General features: G+C 65.3%; 20 protein-coding genes. 14 read left to right on the forward strand and 6 right to left on the reverse strand.

Annotated features, from left to right (window positions below; translation table 11 throughout):
* Nucleotides 1-101: 101 nt before the first annotated feature.
* The 7 genes from VGH54_RS04440 (at nt 102) to VGH54_RS04470 (ending at nt 8793) form a co-directional block, all read left to right on the forward strand.
* A complete protein-coding gene (locus tag VGH54_RS04440) occupies nt 102-923 on the forward strand; it encodes a hypothetical protein (protein ID WP_331510726.1) in 822 nt (273 codons plus the stop codon).
* Between the two features lie 489 nt (nt 924-1412).
* Complete coding sequence (locus VGH54_RS04445; RefSeq protein WP_331510727.1) at nt 1413-3011, forward strand: acyl-CoA carboxylase subunit beta; 1599 nt, start codon at nt 1413-1415, stop codon at nt 3009-3011.
* Nucleotides 3012-3015: 4 nt separating this feature from the next.
* Entirely contained in the window at nt 3016-5001 is a 1986-nt protein-coding gene (locus VGH54_RS04450; protein ID WP_331510728.1) for an acetyl/propionyl/methylcrotonyl-CoA carboxylase subunit alpha, read from the forward strand.
* A complete protein-coding gene (locus tag VGH54_RS04455; protein WP_331510729.1) occupies nt 4998-5756 on the forward strand; it encodes an enoyl-CoA hydratase/isomerase family protein in 759 nt (252 codons plus the stop codon). The genes VGH54_RS04450 and VGH54_RS04455 overlap by 4 nt, the downstream gene beginning before the upstream one ends.
* Nucleotides 5756-6538, forward strand: a complete 783-nt coding sequence (locus VGH54_RS04460; protein ID WP_414688641.1) for a TIGR03084 family metal-binding protein — start codon at nt 5756-5758, stop codon at nt 6536-6538. Before VGH54_RS04455 ends, VGH54_RS04460 begins: the two co-directional genes overlap by 1 nt.
* Nucleotides 6538-8298, forward strand: a complete 1761-nt coding sequence (locus VGH54_RS04465) for an acyclic terpene utilization AtuA family protein (RefSeq protein ID WP_331510731.1) — start codon at nt 6538-6540, stop codon at nt 8296-8298. The genes VGH54_RS04460 and VGH54_RS04465 overlap by 1 nt, the downstream gene beginning before the upstream one ends.
* A gap of 135 nt (nt 8299-8433) precedes the next feature.
* Nucleotides 8434-8793 (forward strand): hypothetical protein, encoded by a 360-nt coding sequence (locus VGH54_RS04470; RefSeq protein ID WP_331510732.1) that lies wholly within the window; start codon nt 8434-8436, stop codon nt 8791-8793.
* A 103-nt stretch (nt 8794-8896) separates the two neighbouring features.
* Here VGH54_RS04470 and VGH54_RS04475 read toward each other — a convergent pair whose 3' ends face one another.
* The 4 genes from VGH54_RS04475 to VGH54_RS04490 form a co-directional block, all read right to left on the reverse strand.
* Complete coding sequence (locus VGH54_RS04475; RefSeq protein ID WP_331510733.1) at nt 8897-9553, reverse strand: TetR/AcrR family transcriptional regulator; 657 nt, start codon at nt 9551-9553, stop codon at nt 8897-8899.
* A gap of 90 nt (nt 9554-9643) precedes the next feature.
* Nucleotides 9644-10327: a hypothetical protein gene (locus tag VGH54_RS04480; RefSeq protein ID WP_331510734.1), complete on the reverse strand. Its 684-nt coding sequence runs from the start codon at nt 10325-10327 to the stop codon at nt 9644-9646.
* A 565-nt stretch (nt 10328-10892) separates the two neighbouring features.
* Nucleotides 10893-11783, reverse strand: a complete 891-nt coding sequence (locus tag VGH54_RS04485; protein WP_331510735.1) for an SDR family NAD(P)-dependent oxidoreductase — start codon at nt 11781-11783, stop codon at nt 10893-10895.
* Between the two features lie 22 nt (nt 11784-11805).
* The gene (locus VGH54_RS04490; RefSeq protein ID WP_331510736.1) at nt 11806-13245 is read right to left on the reverse strand and encodes an aldehyde dehydrogenase family protein; all 1440 of its coding nucleotides are present in this window, start codon (nt 13243-13245) and stop codon (nt 11806-11808) included.
* A 388-nt stretch (nt 13246-13633) separates the two neighbouring features.
* Here VGH54_RS04490 and VGH54_RS04495 point away from each other — a divergent pair, with 388 nt between their 5' ends.
* The 7 genes from VGH54_RS04495 (at nt 13634) to VGH54_RS04525 (ending at nt 21331) form a co-directional block, all read left to right on the forward strand.
* Complete coding sequence (locus VGH54_RS04495; RefSeq protein ID WP_331510737.1) at nt 13634-14764, forward strand: amidohydrolase family protein; 1131 nt, start codon at nt 13634-13636, stop codon at nt 14762-14764.
* Between the two features lie 33 nt (nt 14765-14797).
* The gene (locus VGH54_RS04500; RefSeq protein WP_331510738.1) at nt 14798-17257 is read left to right on the forward strand and encodes a CoA transferase; all 2460 of its coding nucleotides are present in this window, start codon (nt 14798-14800) and stop codon (nt 17255-17257) included.
* 109 nt (nt 17258-17366) lie between these two features.
* Nucleotides 17367-18365, forward strand: a complete 999-nt coding sequence (locus tag VGH54_RS04505; RefSeq protein WP_331510739.1) for an alpha/beta hydrolase — start codon at nt 17367-17369, stop codon at nt 18363-18365.
* Between the two features lie 57 nt (nt 18366-18422).
* On the forward strand, nt 18423-18731 hold the full coding sequence (locus VGH54_RS04510; protein WP_331510740.1) for a hypothetical protein: 309 nt from the start codon (nt 18423-18425) through the stop codon (nt 18729-18731).
* A gap of 87 nt (nt 18732-18818) precedes the next feature.
* The gene (locus VGH54_RS04515; RefSeq protein ID WP_331510741.1) at nt 18819-19220 is read left to right on the forward strand and encodes a Zn-ribbon domain-containing OB-fold protein; all 402 of its coding nucleotides are present in this window, start codon (nt 18819-18821) and stop codon (nt 19218-19220) included.
* A 2-nt stretch (nt 19221-19222) separates the two neighbouring features.
* The gene (locus VGH54_RS04520) at nt 19223-20371 is read left to right on the forward strand and encodes a thiolase C-terminal domain-containing protein (RefSeq protein ID WP_331510742.1); all 1149 of its coding nucleotides are present in this window, start codon (nt 19223-19225) and stop codon (nt 20369-20371) included.
* 42 nt (nt 20372-20413) lie between these two features.
* Nucleotides 20414-21331 (forward strand): hypothetical protein, encoded by a 918-nt coding sequence (locus VGH54_RS04525; protein WP_331510743.1) that lies wholly within the window; start codon nt 20414-20416, stop codon nt 21329-21331.
* 16 nt (nt 21332-21347) lie between these two features.
* Here the strand turns inward: VGH54_RS04525 and VGH54_RS04530 are convergent, their stop codons facing one another.
* Both VGH54_RS04530 and VGH54_RS04535 read right to left on the reverse strand, forming a co-directional pair.
* Nucleotides 21348-22049: a GntR family transcriptional regulator gene (locus tag VGH54_RS04530; protein ID WP_331510744.1), complete on the reverse strand. Its 702-nt coding sequence runs from the start codon at nt 22047-22049 to the stop codon at nt 21348-21350.
* Nucleotides 22050-22130: 81 nt separating this feature from the next.
* On the reverse strand, nt 22131-23084 hold the full coding sequence (locus VGH54_RS04535; RefSeq protein WP_331510745.1) for an FAS1-like dehydratase domain-containing protein: 954 nt from the start codon (nt 23082-23084) through the stop codon (nt 22131-22133).
* Nucleotide 23085: the final 1 nt, after the last annotated feature.

The following is a 23085-nucleotide window of genomic DNA, read 5'->3' on the forward strand; positions in this document are numbered from 1 at the left end:
CGGTTGACGTATGCGAATCGGACGGCGATGATGCTGCTGGCATAGCAGCCGCTATTGTTTCGGCGATCAGGCTTACAGGAGTAAATGTGCGGGTGCGTCGGTTGAACAGGGTCGAACTGCTGCTGCCGGCAGAGGACATTCCGGACGCAGCGCAGGTTTTCAATGATGCTCTGGGAGGCCATCTCCCTGAGCCTGAGGACCTGGACGACGTGAAAGTGCGTACCACGACCGACTTCGCGATGGGTATCGAGCTGTTCGGGCCCCTGGACGACACAAGCCCATTAGCAGGGGTTTTCGACAGGAAGCCGCGACGCGGCTCCATCGGCCCGATCGTCTGGGAGGTGGAAGACCTTGATGCGACCCGCGCTTTTGTCGAAAGTCAGGGCTACGGTGTTGTCTACGAGTTCGGCTCGCCCGGCCAGCGCCAGATCCATCTTGACGAGGACCAGCTGTTTGGATTCGGGCTTACCTTCACCGAGCAAAGCCGCGAGGATGCGGGCTCGCCACTGAATTTCGGAGCCAAGTTTCAGCGAGTCGAATTGATGCTCGACGGTGAGCACATAGAGTCCGCACGCGAGGCATTCGCTGAGCTGTTGGGCGCGTCATTCTCACCGACGCGTCATTACCCGGGGCCCGACATTCTGTCATCGACCGACGATTTCGTGGGGCTCGAGCTTCTGGCGCCCGCGTCGGCGACAAGCCAGATCGCGCCCCTGTTCCAAGCCAAAGGTCGGGGTGGAATCGGACCGCTGGTGTGGAAGGTCGACGATCTCGACGAGGCCACCAAAGCAATCGTCGACCGGGGCTACGGGGTTCAGTATGAATTCGGTGAGCCAGGGGGGCGGCAAGTGCATTTCGACGCCGCGCAGTTCTTCGGATTCGGCGTCACGATCACAGAACGTGAGCCAGGTCAACACCTTTAGCCAAATTCACCCGCAAATGCCCAAGGCAGCGGCACGGGTGTCGAATCGGTGAAACGGCGGACGATCTCTGCACCAACGGTTTTGGGCTCTCCGACGATCGTTATGGTCGAAGCGCTCATCGTCGACCAGTCCGGTCATGGTGTCCCAGTCGCCGGTCTTGGACAGCCGCGATCGCATTTGCCGTTGTCAGCGAGTTAGTTATTGCTCATTTACTAACTTATCAGCCCGGATCATCGTGATCCGTGCGCTGTCAAAGGGCTCCACTCATGGCCTTGCGCGTTGCACTGTCTGCGCGACGCAGGCTGTGTGGGAAGCGATATATGCGATGTTACTTAGGATAAGCGCTGTACCTTCGACAGCTGGGCGCCCGGTGCCGCGCCAGCTAATCGAGGTGATTCTCACCGTCCCCTTCCGGTCAGGTCCGCGTTCGTTTAGTGTATATAGATTCACTAATCGTGTTCGTTTCCAGTTTGACCTCAAAGGACGGCAATGACAGTCCTGACATCGGAGGTGGACGTCACCTCCGAGACCTATCTGAAGAACCACGAGGTACAGTCCGCCGCGGTGGCCGCACTCAATGAGCAGCTACAGCTCGTGGCCGCCGGTGGCGGAGACCGATATGTCAAGCGCCACCACGACCGCGGCCGGCTGCTGGCGCGTGAACGCATCGAGTTGCTCGTGGACCGCGACGCACCATTCATGGAGCTTTCGGCGCTGGCCGCCTGGGGTACAGAGTTCAATGTCGGCGCCGCGATTGTCGCCGGCGTCGGGGTGATCAGCGATGTCGAGTGCATGATCATCGCCCACGATCCGACGGTGCGCGGCGGCACCATGAACCCCTACACCCTGCGCAAAAACCTGCGCGCACTGGAGATCGCGCGCGTCAACCGCCTGCCGGTGGTGTATCTGGTCGAGTCCGGGGGCGCCGATCTGCCCACCCAGTCAGACCTTTTCGTCCACGCCGGCAAGATCTTTCACGACCTGACCGAGCTGTCGGCGATGGGCATCCCCAGCATCGCGCTGGTCTTCGGCAACTCCACCGCCGGCGGCGCCTACGTGCCCGGCATGTGCGACTACGCGGTACTGGTGGATAAACAGGCCAAGGTGTTTCTCGGCGGGCCGCCGCTGGTGAAGATGGCCACCGGCGAGGACGCCGACGACGAGGCGCTCGGCGGTGCCGACATGCACACCCGCGTCTCAGGCCTTGGCGACTACTTCGCAATCGACGAAGTCGACGCGATCCGCATCGGTCGCGATATCGTCGCGCACCTCAACTGGCGCAAGCTCGGTCCCGGCCCCAGCCAGCCCGCCGACGAGCCGCTCTACGACGCCGAGGAACTGCTGGGCATCGCTTCGGGCGACTCGCGCGTCCCGTTCGACCCACGCGAAGTCATCGCCCGCGTCGTCGATGGATCCCGGTTCTCTGAATACAAACCGCGCTGGGGCACCAGCATCGCCACCGGTTGGGCCCGCATCCACGGCTTCCCCGTCGGCATCCTGGCCAACACCCGAGGGGTGCTGTTCAGCGAGGAGTCAAAGAAGGCAACCGAATTCATTCTGCTGGCCAACCAGACCGACACCCCGTTGATCTTCTTGCAGAACGTTACCGGCTACATGGTCGGCACCACATACGAGCAGGGCGGCATCATCAAAGACGGCGCCAAGATGATCAACGCCGTGACCAACAGCACCGTGCCGCACATCACGATCAACATGGGTGGCTCCTTCGGCGCGGGCAACTACGGCATGTCTGGGCGGGCCTACGACCCGCGGTTCATGTTCAGCTGGGTCAACGCCAAGCTCGCGGTGATGGGTGCCGCGCAGCTGGCGGGCGTGCTGTCCATCGTGGGCAAGGCAGCCGCCGCGGCCGCCGGGCGCGAATTCGACCACGGGGCCGATGCCAAGCGCACCGCCGAAATCGAGGAGCAGATCGAACGTGAATCGCACGCGTTCTTCGTCTCCGCGCGTATCTACGACGACGGCGTGATCGACCCCCGCGACACCCGCTCGGTGCTCGCCATGGCGCTGTCGGCCGCCCACTCCAACGTTGTTGCAGGGCGCCGCGGTTTCGGCGTCTTCAGGATGTGAAATCGTGATCACCAAACTGCTCGTCGCCAACCGCGGTGAAATCGCCGCGCGCATCATCCGCACCGCACACGCGATGGACATCACCACCGTCGCGCTGTTCTCCGACGCCGACCAGGACGCCCCCTACGTGGCGCAGGCCGACGAGTCCGTGCACCTGCGCGGCACGGCGTCCGCCGACACCTACCTACGCTCAGATCTGGTGCTGGCCGCTGCCGCCCGCACCGGCGCCGACGCCGTACACCCCGGCTACGGTTTCCTTTCGGAGAACGCTGATTTCGCGCGCGCCTGCGCGCACGCGGGCGTGGTGTTCGTCGGGCCTAGCCCACAGGCCATCGAGGCGATGGGATCGAAGATCGCGGCCAAAGAGATGATGCGGGCCGCGGGGGTACCCGTGCTGCCCGGTGCGACCGTGGGATCCGAGCGGCACGAGGACCCCGAAGCGTTGCGCGCGGCGGCCGGCGTCATCGGCTACCCGATTCTGGTCAAAGCCGCGTTCGGCGGCGGTGGCCGCGGCATGCGAATTGTGCGCGACGAAGCACATCTGATCGAAGCCGTCACCAGCGCGCACAGCGAAGCCGCCTCGGCGTTCGGTGACGGCACCGTCTTCTTGGAGAAGTTCGTCGAGGCGCCCCGCCACATCGAAGTGCAGATCTTCGGCGACAGCCGCGGGACCGTCGTGCACCTGGGGGAGCGGGAATGCTCAATCCAGCGCCGCTATCAGAAGATCATCGAGGAGGCTCCGTCGACGGCCGTCGACGAGGCGCTGCGCGACGAGCTGGGCCGCGCCGCGGTGGCCGCCGGCAAGGCGCTGTCCTATGAGGGTGCGGGCACCGTCGAATTCGTCATGGCCCAGGACGGTTCGTTCTACTTCCTGGAAGTCAACACCCGGCTGCAGGTCGAACACCCCGTCACCGAACTGGTGACCGGCATCGACTTGGTCCGCGCGCAACTGCTCGTCGCCTCCGGTGCACCGCTGCCGCCCGAGATGCTGGACAGTACCTCCACCGGGCACGCCATCGAGGCCCGGCTGTATGCCGAAGACGTTGCGGCCGGGTTCATTCCCGTGTCGGGAACCCTGACGACGCTGGAATTCCCGCAGTTCGACGGCATCCGCGTAGACGCCGGATTCACCTCCGGCTCGCACGTCAGCACCTTCTACGACCCGATGCTGGCCAAGGTCATCGGCTACGGCGCGACCCGCGATGAGGCCTGCAGCCGGCTCGCGCGCGCGTTGCGTGACACCCGGGTGCACGGCGTGACCACCAACCGCGACCTGTTGGTCGGGATTCTCGGTGAGGCCGAATTCCGTTCCGGCGCCATCGATACCGGATATCTCGAACGACACGACCCTGCTCAGTTGACGGCTCCTCGGAGCAGCGGGACCGCGGTGCGCAACCACGCCCTGGTGGCCGCGCTGGCCGCCCAGGCGGCCCGGCGCGCGCAGACCGCGGTGCTGCCCGGCTTGCCGTCGGGCTGGCGCACCCTGCCCAGCCAGGACCAGACGGTGTCGTATGCGCTCGGCGAGGACACTGTCGACGTCAGCTACCGATTTGACCGGGGTCGGCTGAGCGCGGCAGTGAACGGCGAATCGCGCGAGGTACGGATCCTGAACGCCTCGGCCACGCTGGTCGACGCCGAGATCGACGGCGTGCGCCGCCGCTATGCGGTGACACGCTGCGGCGCAACGCAGTACATCGACAGCGCGCTGGGTTCGACCACCTTGGTCGAGGTCGAGCGATTCCCCGACCCCACCGCATCGATCGAAGTCGGCTCGCTGCTGGCCCCGATGCCCGGCACCGTCGTGCGCGTGGCGGCCGGCGAAGGCGACGCGGTCGCGGCGGGCACGCCGATCGTGGTGCTGGAGGCCATGAAGATGGAGCACACCGTACGAGCCCCGGCCGACGGAGTCGTCACCTCGATTCCGGTCACTCAAGGCCAGCAGGTCGATTCGGGCGCGGTGCTGGCCGTCGTGCAAGGCGAACAGCAGTGAGCGTCAGCTACCAGGTCCGCAACGGCGTCGCCTGGCTGACCATCGAGCGGCCCGAAGCGCGCAACGCGCTGAACAAGGCGGTGCGCGATGGCTTGTTCGACGGCGTCCGCACCTTCAACGCCGACGACACCGCCAAGGTCCTGGTGCTCACCGGTGCCGGCGACAAGGCGTTCTGCGCGGGCGGTGATCTCAAGGAGATGTCCGAAGACGGGCTGACCATCCCGCCGGTCGACTTCATCCCGCAGTTCGGCCGCAACATCACGGTGGACAAACCGACGATCGCCGCGATCAATGGGGTGGCCTTCGCCGGCGGTTTCCTGTTGGCCCAGATCTGCGATCTGTGCGTGGCCGCCACCACGGCGAAGTTCGGGATCACCGAGGTCAAGGTGGGACGAGGCTCCCCCTGGGCCGCGCCGCTTCCACTGATGATTCCGCGGCGCATCGTGATGGAACTCGTGCTCACCGGCGCGCCGCTGTCGGCCGCGCGCGCCTACGAGATCGGGTTCGTCAACCGCCTCGCCGAGCCCGACGAACTCGTCGAGGTCACCCAGGCGCTGGCCGAGCAGATCGCCGCCAACGCGCCACTGTCGGTGACCGCCGGCAAGCAGACCGCCGTCCTGACCGCCGAGCATCCGCTCAGCGAGGCCTACGACCTCGCCGAAACCCTCTGGGCGCCGGTCTATCTCAGCGACGACGCCCAGGAGGGCCCGCGTGCGTTCAAAGAGGGACGCTCCCCGCAATGGACAGGAGCCTGATGGGCCTGGACTACCCCGGTCTGCTCGCCGATCTGCAGCACGAGTCCGACCGGTTGATCGAGCACCTGAGCGGCCTGGCCTACGAACGGTGGGGGCTGGCGACGCCCGCCGCCGGGTGGAGCATCCAGGACCAGGTCTCGCACCTGGCGTTCTTCGACGACGCCGCCCGGCTGGCGATGACGACGCCCGACGAGTTCCGCGGTCTGGCCGATGCATTGACCACCGGCGGCATGGACTTCCCCGACCGGATCGCCATGCAGCACCGCATCCTCACCCCCGAGGCCTTGCTGGGCTGGTTCACCGATGCGCGGCGAAACCTGCAGAGCGAATTCGCCGGCGAGGAGCCCCGCCGGCGCCTGCCGTGGTTCGGTCCCGACATGAGTGTGGCGTCCTCGGCGACCGCGCGACTGATGGAGACCTGGGCACACGGTCATGACATCTACGAGGCCCTGGGGGTCGAGCATCCACTCAGCCCCGGGCTGCGCAACGTTGCCCACCTGGGCGTGACGACGTTCGGATTCGCGCACACGATCAACGGGCTCGAGGTCCCGGGCGAGTCGGTGCGCATCGAACTGGTTTCCCCCGACGGGGACAGCTGGACCTGGGGCCCGGAAGATGCCGCCAACCGGGTTAGCGGTCCGGCGCTGGACTTCGCGCTTACCGTGACCCAGCGCCGGCACTGGACCCAGACCGCGCTGCAGGCCCAGGGGACGGTCGCATCGCGATGGCTCGACATCGCCCAAGCGTTCGCCGGGGCGCCGACGCAGCGGGCGCCACGTTAATGAAGCGCCCGGTACGCATCGCCAACACCTCGGCGTTCTACGGTGACCGGCTGGCGGCCATGCGTGAGCTAATCGCCGCCGCCGACGTCGACGTCATCACCGGGGACTACCTGGCCGAGCTGACCATGCTGATCCTCTGGAAAGCCAAGCAGAAGGATCCCGAAAGCGGTTACGCCCGAACCTTTCTCACCCAATTCAAACAGGTCGTCAACGAGTGCGCGGCACGTGGGGTCAAAGTGATCACCAATGCCGGCGGGCTCAACCCGGCGGGAATGGCAGAGGCGGTGCGCGCCGTCATCGCCGACGCCGGTGTGTCATTAAGCGTCGCGTACGTCTTCGGCGACGACCTGATGCCACAACTTGCCGCGCTGCGCGCCGCCGGAACGCCGTTCACCCACCTCGACAGCGGTGCCGACCTTTGCACTGCCGGCGCTGATCCGGTGTCGGCCAACGCGTATCTGGGCGGCTGGGGCATCGCGAGCGCGCTGGCCGGCGGCGCCGACATCGTCATCACCGGCCGGGTCACCGACGCCGCGCTGGTCGTGGGCGCCGGTGCCTGGTGGCACGACTGGTCGCGCACCGACTACGACGCGCTAGCCGGCGCGGTGGCCGCCGGGCATATCATCGAATGCGGCCCGCAGGCCACCGGCGGCAACTACTCGCAGCTGGCCGAGACCGCCGACCGGCGTTACCCCGGCTCGCCGATCGCCGAACTCGCCCACGACGGCAGCTTCCTCATCACCAAACCCGATGACACCGGGGGACTGGTGTCGCCGGGAACGGTGATCGCCCAACTCCTGTACGAGGTCGATGCACCCGCTTATGTCAACCCCGATGTCGTCGCCCACTTTGACACCCTGGCCGTCGAGCAGGACGGAACGGACCGGGTCCGGATCAGCGGCGCCACCGGCAGCCCGCCGCCGGCCACGCTCAAGGTGGCGATGAACTACCTCGGCGGCTACCGCAACACCATGACCATGGTGCTGACCGGGCTGAACATCGAGGACAAGGCCGCCTGGGCGGTCGATGAACTGTTCACCATCCTTGGCGGCCAAGACAGCTTCGACGCCGTCGACCTGCAGCTGCTGCGCTACGACAAACCCGATCCGGCCTCGCTGGTCGACGCCACTGCGCACCTTCGGGTGACCGTCAAGGACCGCGACAGAGCGAAGGTGGACCGCGCGTTCTCCGATGCCGTCATCGAACTGGCTGTCGCCGGGTACCCGGGCTTTCACACCACCACTCCGCCGACGTCGGCAAGCGGATTCGGTGTCTACTGGCCTACCATCGTGCCCGCGGACGCGGTCACCCACACCGTCATGCACGCCAATGGCACCGCCGAAACCATCCCGCACAGCCCCGAAGTCGCACAATTACCCGCCGGGCCGACCGGGCCTGCGCAATCCGTCATCGCCGATTTCGGGCCGACCAGCCGCAGTCCGTTGGGCAGTGTGATCGCCGCGAGGTCCGGTGACAAGGGTGGCAACGCCAACGTCGGTTTGTGGACGGACACCGACGAGCGGTGGGACTGGCTACGGTCGCATCTGACTATCGAACGCTTCACGCAGCTGGTGCCCGAAGCCGCCGGACTACCGGTGCGCCGCTACGAATTTCCCAACCTCAAGGCGCTGAACTTCGTCATTGTCGGGTTCCTCGGCGAGGGTGTCGCGTCGTGCACCAGCACCGACCCGCAAGCCAAGGGGCTCGGCGAGTACGTCCGAGCTCTGCACACCGATATCCCAGAAATGCTGAAGACATAGTGGGCTTCTCAGAACCCACCGGGCATCGCGGCCTTCGCTCGGCGATCGGAGCGGTCAGCCGGGAGATGATCATCAACTACGTGGCGCAACACAGTGTGTCGCTACCCCGGTCCTACTAGTGGCATGGCGGCTTACATGGGTGCCGTCGAGTTGGCCTGGAAGCTGGCCGATAGCGTCCACGAATACCTCCTGACCCTGGAACGACACCGGGTCTATGCGGCGCTGGGCAGCGGTGACACAGACAGGGCGATCATCGACCTGATCTCGGTTGCGGCGCGCGAGCGGATTATGCTGCCGCGCATAGTGATCGCTGGGCTCCAGCTTTGGCACACCGCGCACGACGATCTCGATGCACATCTTGGCTGGGTCATCTCGTCGATACCCATCGCGCCCGAGCAACATCTCGCAGCGGCAGACAAGAAGATCACCTATCTGTCGACCACCAGGGGCTATCGGCGTACCGAGTCCAACCGGCCCGCCGACGGTTCAACATGAACGATCACCGGCCAGCGGCGCCGACCCCAGGCCGCCCACGAGCGCAGACTGTCCCGAATACCGGTGCCCCACAATGCAACACCTACCTGCTACGTGATCGCCCTCACGCCTTCTCGAGGTCTTCGGCAAGCGCACCGATGAGCATTTCGACTCGTTCGCGATAGGCCTTTTGGTCGTCCACGAACGCGGTGAGCGAGGAATCCGCGCGCAACCGGTGCGTCACGATCACACTGCGCACCACTTCAACAACCATCTCATTGCTCACCACGTGGGCAGGGTGGCGAGCCCCGACCTGCGTCATCGCGTCATGCAGGCGCTGAACCTCGGCGCGAATCTCTTCTTCGGTCGACGGCGTGCGCACCAGATTGAGGTTGATCTCCAGCGATGCGAGGTATTCTCGGCGACCGAAGAAGTCATTGAGGTATTGGAAAACCGACCAGAGCTGCTCGAGGGTCGTGTCGCCGGTGAAGACGAAATTCTCGGCGTGGTCAATGAGCTTCTGCACTTGATCGCGAAATGCGTCGAGCATCAGGCGCTCACGCGTTCCGAAATGGTATTGGATCACTCCCCATGTGAGGCCGGCCCATCGAGCAATTTCATTGGAGCTGGCACGGTAGTAGCCCTTGGCCAGAATGCAGTCGATCGCCGCGTCGATGACGCGTTGGGGCGTGCTTTCCCCGTCCGCCTTGGGTTGCTGCGCAGACTGAACGCGTGCGCGCCGCCCAGCGACCTGATTGTCGGCGACAGCATCCACCTTCACGCTGAGATCCTTTGCTCGATATATGGGACCGAAGCTATTTTAGTGTATGGCTCGTATAGTCGCCGCTATGCGCCGGATCCGCGGTTGGACTCAGGGTGGGGACGAAGGGTGAGCTGCGCCGGCAATATCGTTCCGCACGACGCGCAACGACGTCTGGTGCAGTCCATTTCGCGGCCAACCGTCACAAAAGGTCTCGGTCGCTCCCACCACCCCTGCCGGCCGCGACCCGAGCGCAGCGCCCAGCGCGTGCGCCTTGAACGTGCGCGCCGCCGCGCTGAGCTGGTGCTCAATCGTGACGGCGCTTGTCGTTGTGGTCTGGTCATCATCTGAATTCACAAGCCGGTCCTGGCCCCACAATGTGAACTCGCTTTGCCGTTGATGCACCCGTCGTATCACGTAGCGCCGTACCCGTGCGTCGCCAAAGTACAGATCCGCAGCCACCGACATGCCGTCACGTATCGGTAGCCGCATCCGCGCTTTCAGCACAGCGTCAAATGCAAACGATCTGACACCAAGGATGCTCAGCGGCCGCAGATCCTGCTGCGGTTGAGCGATCAGAACGGTGATGTCCCAACCCAGCATGGCGCGGTCGACCAACCAGCCGCCGACACAGGACACCACATCGGCCACCGTCGGTGCCACCACAGTGAGCCGGAACCTGCAGTCGTCGCCCTGCGCGCGCAACTCGCGGCGCCCGAGCTTGTACACCCAGTCCGGCTGAATCGGCTCGGCCGAGGCCAGTGTGAGGCCGGCTTTCTTGGTGCGGAGTCGCACGAGACCGTTTCTGTCCTGCGCGGCTGATTCCGATGGCGGAGCCGTCACCGCCGCGGCGGCTGCCTCGATGGGGCGCCAATCTTGAGTGTCGTCCGAATTCACTAGGGGAGAAGGTCTTTCCATGTTCTGGCGGCATCGGGGGAAACGAGGCCGCTCTGGCGGAACACGTGTCCATCCGGTGTCGCGTACTACCCGGTGTGTGGGTCGTATTCGGCGAAGGCGACCGACGTCAAGATATAGTACATACTATATCTTTCGCAAGGGCGGCGATTGCACTGCGGTCGAGATCGGCACGCGGGGGGACTTACCCCGACTGCGGGTGACGGCGGCTCTTGTCGTTCTTTCTTTCTGAAAAGCTGTGATGCAGGGCAAGATCGGCTGGTTGAATTGTCGGGCCCCCATCCCCGGCCGAATGCCGCCCGCAGATCGAGTCGGCCTCGCCTTGAGCCGGGAATGGGAGAGATTATATATCCAATATTATATCGAGCATCCATGTTCGCTAACGTCGAGTGGGCGTGGATACAAGCGCGGCCCAGGAAAGCCCTGGCAGGGGTGACGCCCGGCGCTACTGCGCGCCCGTGATCTGCGCCAGCCCCCACAAGTAGGGGTCGGGTGGTGTGCGGGCGATGATCGCCGCTGCGCGCGTGCGCACGATCTCGTCCTGCCAGTCGATATCGGCCTCGAACCGGCCGTTGGACAGCCGCGAGTCGGCCTCGTGGTCGTGATGGGCCCAGAAGCTCCCGCTTTGGATGGATTCCAGCACGGTGACTGCCACTTCCTCCGGCTCGGCGAGAACCGCTGCGACACCGGCCGATTCGAGGCCTTGCTGCACCATCGTCATGACGCTGGGGTCCCCACCCAGATTCGTCTTCGTCAGCGGAGGAAAGACAGCGTGAGCGCGAATCAGCGAATTCTGATCGCGCAGTGTCGCGTACAAACCCTCCATCAGCGTGAGGACAGCGGCCTTGCTCGACGAGTAGGCGGGCGTCTGGTACATCACACCGACAGCCCCCGAGCCTGAGGTGGTTCCCAGCACGTCGCCGGGGGTGCCTTGGGCGACCATCCTGGGCACGAACGCCTTGATGCCGTGCAGCACCCCAAAGAAGTTGACACCGTAAACCTGACGCCAGCCATCGATGTCGTCCTCGAAATAGCTTCCGGCATAACCGATGCCCGCGTTGAGGAACGCGATATCGACGTGTCCGTATTCGGTGAACACCTGATCGGCCAGCGACTGCATCGACGTCAGTTCGGAGACCTCGGCGACGATTCCGGTCACGTCGAGGCCGGCAGCACGCTGTGAGGCGACTGTTGTCGCCAACGTCACCGGGTTGACGTCGGACAGCACCACTCGGCAGCCGTACTGGGCGAGGAGCCGCCCGGTCGCTGCGCCGATGCCCACCGGGCTGCCGCCACCCGTGATGACCGCGACATCTCCGGTCAGATCCCTGGCCACCGCTGCTCCGCGCCCGCCGTATTCAGCGTGCGCTGACACGGTCGACGGACTTGTAGACGTATCTGGTCTGAAGCTCGGCGTATCCGTCGATGCCGGGCGTGCCGCAGTTGCGGCCGATGCCGGAGAACTTGGTGCCGCCGAACGGCACATGCGGCGCAACCTCCGCGTGGTTGTTGACCCACGCGGTGCCGCAATCCAGCCGGGCGGCCAACGCGGCGCCGGCTTCGATATCTGCGGTCCAAATCGATCCGCACAGACCGTATTCGGTGGCGTTGGCGGCGTCGATCGCCTCATCGACGTCGCGAAAACTCATCACCGGCAACACGGGTCCGAACTGTTCCTCGTCGACGACCTTCATGCCCGGTTTGGCATCGGTAAGGATCGTCGGTGCAAGGAAGTAACCGCGCGATGTCGTTTGCGTCGCGCTGGTGGCTGCTCGGGCGCCGTGGGATAGCGCGTCGTCCAACAACATTCGCACCCGCTCGTACTGCGGCCGGGTGGTCAGCGGACCAAAAGTGCCGCCGTCTGTTTCGGGTGCCGGCACGGCCCCGTCGGCGCGACGGACCAGGGCATCGACCATGTCCTCGTATATCGACTCGTGTACATAAAGGCGTTTGATCGCCGCGCACACCTGACCGCTCATCAGGAACGCGGTGTTGAAGACGGCCTCGGCGACGGTCTCCACGTCGACATCGGGCAGCACAATCGCCGCGTCGTTGCCACCGAGTTCGAGCACAAGGTTTTTCAAAGACGGCGCCGCCGCGGCGGCGATCTGCTGCCCCGCCGCCACCGAGCCGGTGAACGAGATCATCCGGGTGACTCGATGGGTCACCATCTGCGCGCCGAGGTCGTTGCCGCCGGCCACGATGTTGAGCACGCCGGGCGGCACGATGTCTTGCCAGATTCGGCCGAGTGCCAGGGTCGCCAGCGGGGTGAACGGCGAGGGCTTGGCGACGACAGTGTTGCCAACGAGCAGCGCGCTGGCGATCTTCTCGCACATGATCAGGATCGGGGCGTTCCATGGGCTGATCGCCGCGACGACGCCAACCGGCTTGCGCACCACCGTGACCGTACGTTCCGGGGTGTCTTCGAGCACGTCGACGGGAACCGCGGTGGTCGCGAGGTGGGACATGAACATGGGGGCGGTATAGGCCTCGGCCGCCCCACCGATGCCACCCTTTTCGAGTGCGGAGACCGCGACGATCTCGTCGAGATGCGCTACCAGCGTGTCGCTCATCGCGGCGATGACCTTCTGCCGCGCGGTCTCACCGAGCGCATACCACTGCGGCTGGGCGCGCTCGGCAGCAGTCATCGCTTCATCGAGCAACTCCACCGTGGCATGTGGACACATCGCGACGATCTCTCCGGAGGACGGACTGACGATTTGGAACAGGGCGTCATTTCGCACGATGCGCCCGTCGATCAAATGCCCCAGCGCTGAAACCTCGTCGATGATCCCCACGTCTGTTCTCCTCACTGCCACACCATGCCGGCCCCGCATCGACGAGGTGGCCCATCGCCCCTGCATACGAACTGAACTATTGGCATAGTCCTTGCTATGGGATTGTCGAACATCAGACCACATTGGCCGTGCGCAAACAACTACTTCCGGTGACCTGGCGCCGGACCCAACGCACGCCAAGCGCCGTCCCCGACCGGCGATTTCCTCGACAGGCCAACGGTTCTGAAGTCGGGTCAGCCGGTATCGGGCGAGACGCCACACGCCGCGGACGTGTGCGATCTGGGCGATTCCGGGACCGCCGCCAATCAAGGGCTCCAACCCGTCCTTGAACTCTTATAGTGACTACTATAACGTGGAGTGAGCTGTCACTTCGACGTTGGAGACCACCATGACGCTCACCCAGGACAAGTACCGTCTGATCTCGGCTGACGACCACGTCGACCTATCGCACGAACAGATCAAGTCCAATCTGGCTACGAAATTCCATCAGGACTACGACAACGCAGTCGGCGAATTCGTCCAGCAGATGATGCCGATGCTCTCGGCGTCGACCAACCAGCTATGGAAGAAGCAGAATGGGCAAGAAGTCGACGGCGACGACGAGCTCTACGGGTTCGCCACCGGCAATCATCCCGCCAAGGGGCGCCCCGGTCACACCGTGGCCAAGGAGCGGTTGGCCGACATGGACTTTGACGGTATCGAGTCGTCCATCACCTACTGCGAGGTCAGCGCGTTCCGCTACCTGTTCATGCTCAAAGAGGGCTCCAAGGAAGCCACCCGTGCGTTCAACACCACCCTTGCGCAGTGGGCCTCTGAGGATCCCGACCGCCTGCACATCAACTTCCAGATCCCCATCCACGACATCGATGCCGCGGTGGCGGAGGTCAAGCATGCCGCCGACGTTGGGATCAAGTCGATCCAGATGCCGGTTTATCCGTCCGAACTCGGCCTGCCCGACTATTGGGACGAACGCTACAGTCCGCTGCTGGCGACCATCGAAGAAACCGGCATCCCGATCGCCCTGCACATCGGCCTCAACACCACTCTCGACGGCCTCGCGCGGCGCGATCCCACCCCGCAGCGCGGCATATTCGTCCCGATGGTGCCGCTGTCAAGCGCAGAATCCATCGGAATGTGGCTGCTGACCGGCATCTTCGAACGCTTTCCGCGACTGAAGACGGTGTTCGTCGAACCCGGCGTGGGCTGGGTCAGCTGGTGGCTCTACACCGTCGATGACATGAACACCCGTCAGGGCTACGAGTTCCCCGGTCTCAAAGAGCTGCCCAGCCACTACTTCCGGCAGAACGTGTATGTCACATTCATCGACGAGCCCGGCATCTTGCAACACGGCCGTGAGCGTCTCGGGGTGGACAACATCATGTGGTCCTCGGACTACCCCCACCCGGTGTCGAGTTGGCCGCACTCCCAGGACATCGCATCCCACCTGTTCCTCGACGCGACCGACGAGGAGCGCGACAAACTGCTGTTCAAAAACGCCGAGCGGGTCTGGAATCTCTGACAGCTCGTCTCGAGTCTTCGCTGAAAGGTAATAATGTCGGGCGTATTCGACGGCCTGAAGGTCCTCGACCTGTCATGGGGTATCGCTGGTCCGATCGCCACCATGCTGCTGGCCGATCACGGTGCGCAGGTCACCAGAATCGAACGGCCACAAGGTGATCCGTTCTCCGCACACCCCGGGTACAAGGTGTGGCACCGCGGCAAACGCAGCGCCGTGCTCGATCTGAAGGATCGCGACGACCACGAGGTGTTCCTGCGGCTGGCCGCGGCCGCCGACATCCTCGTCGAAAGCTTCGCACCCGGCGTCATGGACAGGCTGGGCCTCGGATACGACCTCCTCGCTGAGATCAACCCCCGGCTGATCTACGTATCGATCACCGGATACGGCACAAACATCCGCGTCGCCGACCGGCCGGGCTACGACAGTCTGGTGATGGCACGCACCGGACTGCAGTTCGACCAACTCGGGCGTGTCGGCGGCCATTTGCACCACATCAACCGCGAGCCCGAATACCCGCTAAAGGATTTGGACACACCCGAAGGCAGCACCGACGGGCCACAGCGCGACGGACCGATGTTCTCGGCTTCGCCCTGGCCGAGCGTGAGCGCGGCCTATTTCGCGGCGATGGGTGTCGCTGCCGCACTAGTCGCTCGGGAGTCCACGGGCCGCGGCCAGCACGTGGAAACCTCGCTGCTGCAGGGCGCTTTGGGGGCAGGCACCGGCGCGCTGCAGCGTGCCGCCGACGTCGAGGCACCGATGTTTTGGACGTGGGTGTTCGATCAGCGCGCCTCCAAGGGTTTCTTCGAATGCGCGGACGGCCGCTGGATTCAGCACTGGGTGCCCAACCCGAAATTCGTGCTCGGGTCGTCGGAGGGCGACAAGCTCGAGCCCGCCGGCGTTCGTCCGTCCGAGGACCCCGATCGGATCCTGACCGGACCGGAGGACCTCATCGTCTACTGGCACTACCTGCCGTTGATGCGCGCCGCGTTCGCCAAGTTCACCTCCGCCGAGTGGCTCGAGGCGGCCCGGGTGGCCGGTGTGTGCCTGCAGGTCGTGCAGTCACCGGCCGAAGCGCTCACCGACGAACACATGCTCGCCGACGGCTGCGTCGTGGTGCTCAACGATCCCGAGCTGGGACCGCTGAACCAAGTGGGTTCCGTGCTGCGGCTGGACCGCAGCCTCGGCACACCCACGGTCGGCGCGGCGCGCCGCGGCGAGCACACCGATGTGGTACGCGCCGAGGCCGCCGAATTGCCGGCTGGCGCACCGCAGTCGGCGGCTGCACCCTCCGAAGGGAAACCACCTCTGGACGGTGTGTTGGTTGTCGACCTCGGCCTGGCCATCGCGGGTCCGTTCGGCACCCAGCTGCTGTCCGATCTGGGTGCCACGGTGATCAAGGTGAACACGCTGTGGGACGGCTTCTGGCACTCCACCCATATCGCGTTCGCCGCCAACCGCGGCAAGCACAGCCTGTCGGTCAACCTCAAGGATCCCCGCGGCCTGGAGGTGGTGCGGCGACTCATCGACAAAGCCGACATCGTGCAGCACAACATGCGCTACGGCGCGGCGGTACGCTTGGGACTGGACTACGACACGGTCGCGGAGACCAATCCTGAGGTGATCTACTGCCACACACGCGGTTTCGACCGCGGCTACCGTGACGGTCAGCCCGGCAACGACCAGACCGGAGCCGCCCTGGCCGGACTGGAATGGGCCGACGGCGGAATGGACGACGGCGGAACCCCGGTGTGGTCGCTGACCTCGCTGGGCGACACCGGAAACGGCTTCCTGTCCGCGATCGGGATGCTCGCCGCGTACTACGACCGCCTGAAGACCGGTAAGGGCCAATTCGTCGACACCTCCATCCTGTACGCCTGCCTACTGACGGCGTCAGGCACCTACGTGGACGCCAACGGCCGGGAGGCCAACCGGCCCAAGGTCGACAAGATGCTGTTCGGATTCAATGCGCTGCACGGCATTTACCAGACTGCCGACGGCTGGCTGACCATCGCGGCACTCACCGAGAACCAGCGCAGTGCGTTGGCCGGCGCGGTGGGCATCGACGCACTGACCTCGAGCGAGCCGACCGACCCCATCGGACGCGGCACCAACGACGCGGCTTTGCGCAAGGAACTCGAAGCGGTCTTCTTGACCCGCAGCGCGCTGGATTGGCGCGATGCGCTCGACGCGGCGGGCGTGCCCGCCGAGGTCAGCGATCCGCAGTTCTCCCGCAACGTGTTCGACGACGCAGAGTTGATCGCGCGCAGGTGGGTCACCTCGTACCGGCAGCCCCATGTCGGCAAGTTCGACCAGACCGGCCTCGGAGTCGACCTGTCCGATACGCCCGGCGTCATCCAGGGTCCGCCGTTGACCGTCGGCACCCACAGCGGGCAGATCCTCTCCGACATCCTCGGATACGGCAGCGACCAGATCGACGAACTGATCGGCGCCAATGTCATCGTCCAGACGGAGGAAGAGCCGGCTACGGCGTGAACGGGCGATATCGAGTGAGTTCGGTCCGTCGACGGCGCAGAAGCTATGCAGCTCTTCGTCATTGATCTTGCGCTGCGCCCGGGACCGAAGTAACGAAGGAGAACGTGCTGTGCGCATCGCCGAGCCCCCAGCGGCACCGACTCTTCCACGGCGTATCCGCGCCCGCTACGACGTCAGCGCTGTCGTCGACGAGCCGGGGGAGTGGCTGATGCGTGCCGAGTTGATCATTCCGGCCGTGGCAAAGCACACCAACCACCTGACGCTGCTGTGCTGTACGCCCGGTGGCGGGTGCACGGGCGACTACTTCGACCTGGGTGAACCCGATGCGGGATTCAGCTTCGCCCGCTACGCCAGCGCAGCCGGGTTCGCCTGCGTGCTGATCGACAATCTCGGCACCGGACAGTCGACGCCGGGCGACAACCTGTGGCTCTCGCCCCGGACCGTCGCACGCGCCGGTGTCGAAGCGTTTCGGTTGGCGGCCGACGACTTACGGGCATTGCTGCCGGCGACCATCAGGGTCAACACGGTGGCGGTGGGCCATTCGATGGGCGCGATGCTTGCGCTAATCGGCGAGGCCATCAAACCCCAGCACACCGCGGTCGCCTGCCTGGGGTTCTCTACAGCCGGGCTGCCAGACGCGCTGACTCGAGAAGAACGTCGCATCGCCACGGCGGGGCCGGTCTCGCTGGAAGTCCTGACAGCCATGGCGCGCCTGCGGTTGTCCGGCTCGGCCCCCGACCAGCCTGCGCCCGCACCGTTCCCGTTCAACCTGCCCGGCACTGATCCGGTCGGGGTGGCCGCGCTGCGGGCCGTCATGACCAATCTGGTGCCGCTGCCATCAATGTTGTCGATCGTGCCCGGCAACATCACCGACTACATCCGCGAAATCACGGTTCCGGTCTTTCTCGGCGGCGGCGATCACGAGCCCTGGCACAAGGCCGCCCAGTTGGTGCCCGCGTTCGCGAACAGCGCCGACATCACCTTCTATTCATTGGCCGACTCCGCGCACAACCACAACATCGCGGCCACTCGGCAACGGCTGTGGCGGCGCCTGCTCGGGTGGGCGGATGTCGTCTCATCGGTTGGTCCCTGGCCGACCACATCGTGACCGCGTCTGCAGGGTCAGCCACACTAGATTCCTGCACTCCAACGAAGGAGTCCTGAAATGAAAACCGGACAACAAATGCGAAGCGTCGTCTGTTCGGGCAAAGTCATCGTGTTGCGCGCGCCGAAGGATGAAACGGTCGTGCTCAGCTGCGGCGGGGTGCCGATGGTGGACGCGAAATCCGATGCGGGGCAAGACAAGCAGGCCGCCGACCCGGCTATGCTGGGCGGCAGCGTGATGGGTAAGCGCTACGTCGACGCCGAGGCAAATGTCCAGCTGTTGTGTGTCACCGCCGGCGAGGGCACCCTGACCATCGACGGCCGCCCGATGGAAATCGAAGCCGCCAAACAGCTTCCCTCATCTGACTGAGCTCGCGGCGGTGATAGCCCGTGCCGCACGCACCATGCCGCGCCGAGGCCACCGAAGCGTCGCGGACTCAAACCCACAGGAGCACAGATGATTACCGTGATACCGCCGGTGCCGTCGCGAAGCGATGAATACTTCTGGGCCGCGGCCCGCGAATCGCGGCTAGTCGCACGCCGATGCGCAAACTGTGGTGCACTGCAGCATCCGCCCACCCCGATGTGTCCACACTGCCAGTCGCTCGACTTCACCGTCGAGGACCTGTCCGGCCGGGGCGTCATCTACAGCTGGATCGTGTCGCGGCACCCGTCGGTTCCCGAGTCGGACTCGCGCATCGTGGCCCTCATCGACCTCGAGGAGGGCATCCGGATGGTCAGCAACATCGCCGCAGAGCCGGGGACCCCGGTGCGCACCGGCATGCCGGTGAAGGTGACCTTCGCACGGTTCGGCGATGTCACCTTGCCGCAGTTCATCCTTGACGAGGAGGCCGCCTAACCATGCCCGATGCGTTGCAAACGCCGAAAGCGGCGATCGTCGGCGTGGGTCAGACCGAGTTCTCCAAAAACTCGGGCCGCAGCGAGCTTCAGCTGGCCGCCGAGGCGGTCAAGGCCGCCATCGACGACGCGGGCCTGACGCCAGCCGATATCGACGGGCTGGTCACCTTCACCCAGGACGACAACGACGAACTCGACCTGATGCGCAGCGTCGGGATCTCACAGACCCGGTGGGTGTCACGCACGCCGTTCGGAGGCAGCGGGTCGGCGGCCACCGTCCAGCAGGCCGCCGCGGCCGTGATCTCGGGCATGGCCGACGCCGTGGTCATCTTCCGGGCCTTCAACGAACGCTCGGGCCAGCGATTCGGCCAGCCCGCCAAGGTGCAACTCGCCCCGCTGAATCTGTACCTGCCCTTCGGACTGGACACCCCAGCCAAGATGTACTCGCTGTGGTTCCAGCGCTACATGGACACCTACGGGCTGAGCAACGCCGACTTCGGCCTCTACAGCGTGCAGGCCCGCAAATACGCGGCCACCAACCCGCGCGCGTGGTTCTACAAGCGCCCCATCACCCTTGACGATCACCAGAACTCGCGGTGGATCGTCGAACCCATCCTGCGGCTGCTGGACTGCTGCCAGGAAAGCGACGGGGGAGTCGCGGTGGTCGTGACCAGCGAGTCGCGCGCCCGCGACCTGGCCCACCCGGTGGTGCGGGTCGCCGCCGCCACCTACGCCAACCTGCGCGATAGCGGAATCATCTTCAACTACTTCCATCCCGATCTGGCGCGCTTCACCGAGGCCGAGGCGGTCGCCGAATCGCTCTACGCCACAGCCGAACTACAGCCGTCAGACATCGACGTGGCGATGCTCTACGAGAACTTCAGCCCGGTGGTGTTTTATCAGTTGGAAGCGTTCGGCTTCTGCGGCCACGGCGAGGCCAGGGACTTCATCGCCGACGGCAACATCGCGATCGATGGCGCGATTCCGGTCAACACCCACGGTGGGCTGCTCGGCGAGGGCTATATCCACGGGGTCAACAACATCATCGAGGCGGTTCGCCAACTGCGCGGAACCGCGGCCAACCAGGTTGACGGCGCGCGCAACGCGTTGGTCGCCTCGGGTCATTCCGGAATGATCCTTTCCACCGACTGACTCGTCGTTCGCCCGCAAATTGAGTGATAGGGATAGGCAGATATGGACGTGCTGATCGATGCGGTCGACCGGCATGAGCCGATTTCGATGCGAGCCGAGATCGTGGACACGGCCGCAGGCCTGCCAATCGTCGAGTACCTGCACGCTAGCGCCGTATCCTGGCAGCAGGCTCCAACCGTATTGGGCTTCAGCGGCGGCGGCATGTCCGGCGCGATGCTGGCGCTGCTCGCCGAACATCTTGCCGCACACCATATCCGCCTTGTCGCCTTCGACATGCCGGGCCACACCCCTGAGGGCATGCTGGGGCCCGACACGCCGGCGCGCGCGCTGGTCTCGCGTGCCAGCGGTGCGGTCCGCCATGAAGTCGGTCGCATGATGATCGTCCGCTGGCAGCCGCGTTCGACGAGCATTCAGCTGCTGTCGCATTCGGCCGGGATCGTCGACATCGCCCGCCTCATCGGCGAATTCGGCCGCGGCATCGATCGGTTCGTGATCACCGGTGCCTCGATCCCTGGGCTCGCGGCGATGGCGCATGCGACGAGGGCCTCGGCCGCCGCGAACTCGCTGACCCGGATGCGGCTGACGAGTCTGTTCCACACTCGGTGTTTCCCGGCAACTGCCGCCGTCATGATTTACGGCACGCCCGCCAAGCGCGTGCTCAGTGACACGGTGCTGGCCCGGTATGACGGTCCGGAGCATGTCGGTGTGCCGCTGCGCCTGCTGCGGGCTCGCTCGGTGCTGCGCGAAGACTGGCGCGGCCGCCGTGTGCTACTCATCGGCTCGGCCGGTGATGCGATCGTCTCGGCGGCCAGGATTAAGCAGGCCCACTTGCGGTTTCGCGCTCGCGGCGCCGAAGTGCAATCCGCGATCCTGCCGGTCGACCTGCCGCACGCCTTCCTGAGCTTCACCGATGGTGCTGCAGCAGTCGCCGACCTCGTCGCCGCGGGGTCAACGTCGTAGCGCCGGCGGTGGGCACCTAGCCGGCCTTGAGCAGATCGCGTTCGCGCAGCAACTCGATCACATGCAGGCCATGTCGGCGCATCAGCTTGATCCATTCATCGGCAGCCTTATCGGCGTCGCGCGCAGCGATCGCCTTAACGATGCGGGCGGTGGTGCGCTTCTGATCGGCGATGGTGCCGGGAACTTCGGCGAAGAAATTGCCGGGCACGATCCCGGTCATGACTCGGCGCACCGCCGATAACCGTGGGGAGTCGGCGATACGGAACATCTGCCGGATCAGCTGGTCGCTTTCGCGGCGGAACTCGTCGGGGTCGTCGGTGGCGCGTAGCGCATGCTGCTGGGCGATCAGCCCCTCAATCTGCTCGGGTGTCGCGTGCTCGGTCGCTCGTCGGGCGGCGAGCCCGAACAGCATGCCCAGCAGCTCGTAATGGTCTTCGATGCCGTCGCTGTGGAACCCGTTCACGAACGAGCCGCGGTGCGGCTTGCTGGTCAGCCAGCCTTCGCGATCCAACGCGATGAGCGCTTCGCGCACCGGGATTCGGCTGACGTTGAGCGCTTCGGCGAGCTCGTCCTGACGGATCCGCTCGCCGTGTTGTAGGTAGCCGTTGAAGATGAGCGTCCGAATGTAGTTGGCGACCTTCTCCGCAGTGCTACGCGGAGTGTCGGCGGGCGGCAGTAGCGCGCGAGGGACCCGGGATTCGGATTTTGACGGAGACATGCGTTCCTACCTACTCGGCGAAAACTGCTCGAAGGATCAAGTATACGATTTCGGCTCAGTCCTGCGGATTTGCGGCGATCGTCAGCGCGTTGCCGGCCGGAACAGGAAGGTGCTGCGAGCCGTGGTGAGCAGCTGCGCGGTCTGATCGCGATAGTCGGTGCGCACCACCATGACCGTCATCCCGGGCCGAGAGCCGTTGCCCGGCTTGTCCTCAACGCTTTCCACGACGCCGTTGACGTGCAACTCATCGCCGACGCGGATCGGCCGGTAATAAGTGAACTCCTGCTCGCCGTGCAGGATCACACCCTTGCGCCCGTTGCGCAGCAAGGCGATCAGCTCCACCAGTGACGCGTCACCCGCGGCGGGCGCAGGTTGCTTGTCGGCGAAAGCGCCCCAGTAGGCCGAGGCGAAGACAAACGTCGGCGGTACGGGGATGCCGTCCAGACCCGCCGCCGCGGCGGCCCCAGCCGAGCGATACACCGGGTTGTCGTCGCCGACCGCGGTAGCGAAGATCTGCACCGGGCCGCGCTCCACCGCGACCACAGCCGGTGCCAGCCGCTTGCCGACCAGCTCCGCGCCGGAAGCCGCACTCGGCGTCGCCTCGTCGGGTTGCGGGGCCGGCGGAGTGGTCTTCAACGCGACCGAACCGCTGACGACGACCGTTTCTTGCTCGTCCACGAGCCGGCAGTCCAGCTCGATCGCGACATGGTTGTTCTCTCGCTGGATGTCGGCCACCACGATGTCGGAGGTCAGCGTGGCGCCTCGCCGGGCCTGCGCGCGGAAGCGCACCGCGAGCCGGGCCAGCGATTCGATACCGACCGCATCGGTCACGGCGGTGGCCAGACGACCAGCCGAAAACATCCCGTGGGCGAACGCGCCGTCCATGCCCGCCGCTTTCGCCGCCGCCTCATCGTGGTGCAGCGGATTGAAATCACCCGACGCGCCGGCGTAGCGCACCACCTCGGTCAGCGTCACTTCGAACTTGCGCACCGGAAGTCGCTCGCCCACGGCCAATGGTTCAGAGACGTTCAACACC

The sequence above is a fragment of the Mycobacterium sp. genome (genome assembly GCF_036488105.1).
Lineage (GTDB): Bacteria > Actinomycetota > Actinomycetes > Mycobacteriales > Mycobacteriaceae > Mycobacterium.

Excerpts from the sequence above, each read along its gene's own strand:
- VGH54_RS04445 (WP_331510727.1), top strand. The coding sequence starts at position 1,413 with ATGACAGTCCTGACATCGGAGGTGGACGTCACCTCCGAGACCTATCTG.
- VGH54_RS04510 (WP_331510740.1), top strand. The coding sequence starts at position 18,423 with ATGAAAACCGGACAACAAATGCGAAGCGTCGTCTGTTCGGGCAAAGTC.
- VGH54_RS04500 (WP_331510738.1), top strand. The coding sequence starts at position 14,798 with ATGTCGGGCGTATTCGACGGCCTGAAGGTCCTCGACCTGTCATGGGGT.
- VGH54_RS04460 (WP_414688641.1), top strand. The coding sequence starts at position 5,756 with ATGGGCCTGGACTACCCCGGTCTGCTCGCCGATCTGCAGCACGAGTCC.
- VGH54_RS04520 (WP_331510742.1), top strand. The coding sequence starts at position 19,223 with ATGCCCGATGCGTTGCAAACGCCGAAAGCGGCGATCGTCGGCGTGGGT.
- VGH54_RS04495 (WP_331510737.1), top strand. The coding sequence starts at position 13,634 with ATGACGCTCACCCAGGACAAGTACCGTCTGATCTCGGCTGACGACCAC.
- VGH54_RS04525 (WP_331510743.1), top strand. The coding sequence starts at position 20,414 with ATGGACGTGCTGATCGATGCGGTCGACCGGCATGAGCCGATTTCGATG.
- VGH54_RS04515 (WP_331510741.1), top strand. The coding sequence starts at position 18,819 with ATGATTACCGTGATACCGCCGGTGCCGTCGCGAAGCGATGAATACTTC.
- VGH54_RS04465 (WP_331510731.1), top strand. The coding sequence starts at position 6,538 with ATGAAGCGCCCGGTACGCATCGCCAACACCTCGGCGTTCTACGGTGAC.
- VGH54_RS04470 (WP_331510732.1), top strand. The coding sequence starts at position 8,434 with ATGGGTGCCGTCGAGTTGGCCTGGAAGCTGGCCGATAGCGTCCACGAA.
- VGH54_RS04530 (WP_331510744.1), bottom strand. The coding sequence starts at position 22,049 with ATGTCTCCGTCAAAATCCGAATCCCGGGTCCCTCGCGCGCTACTGCCG.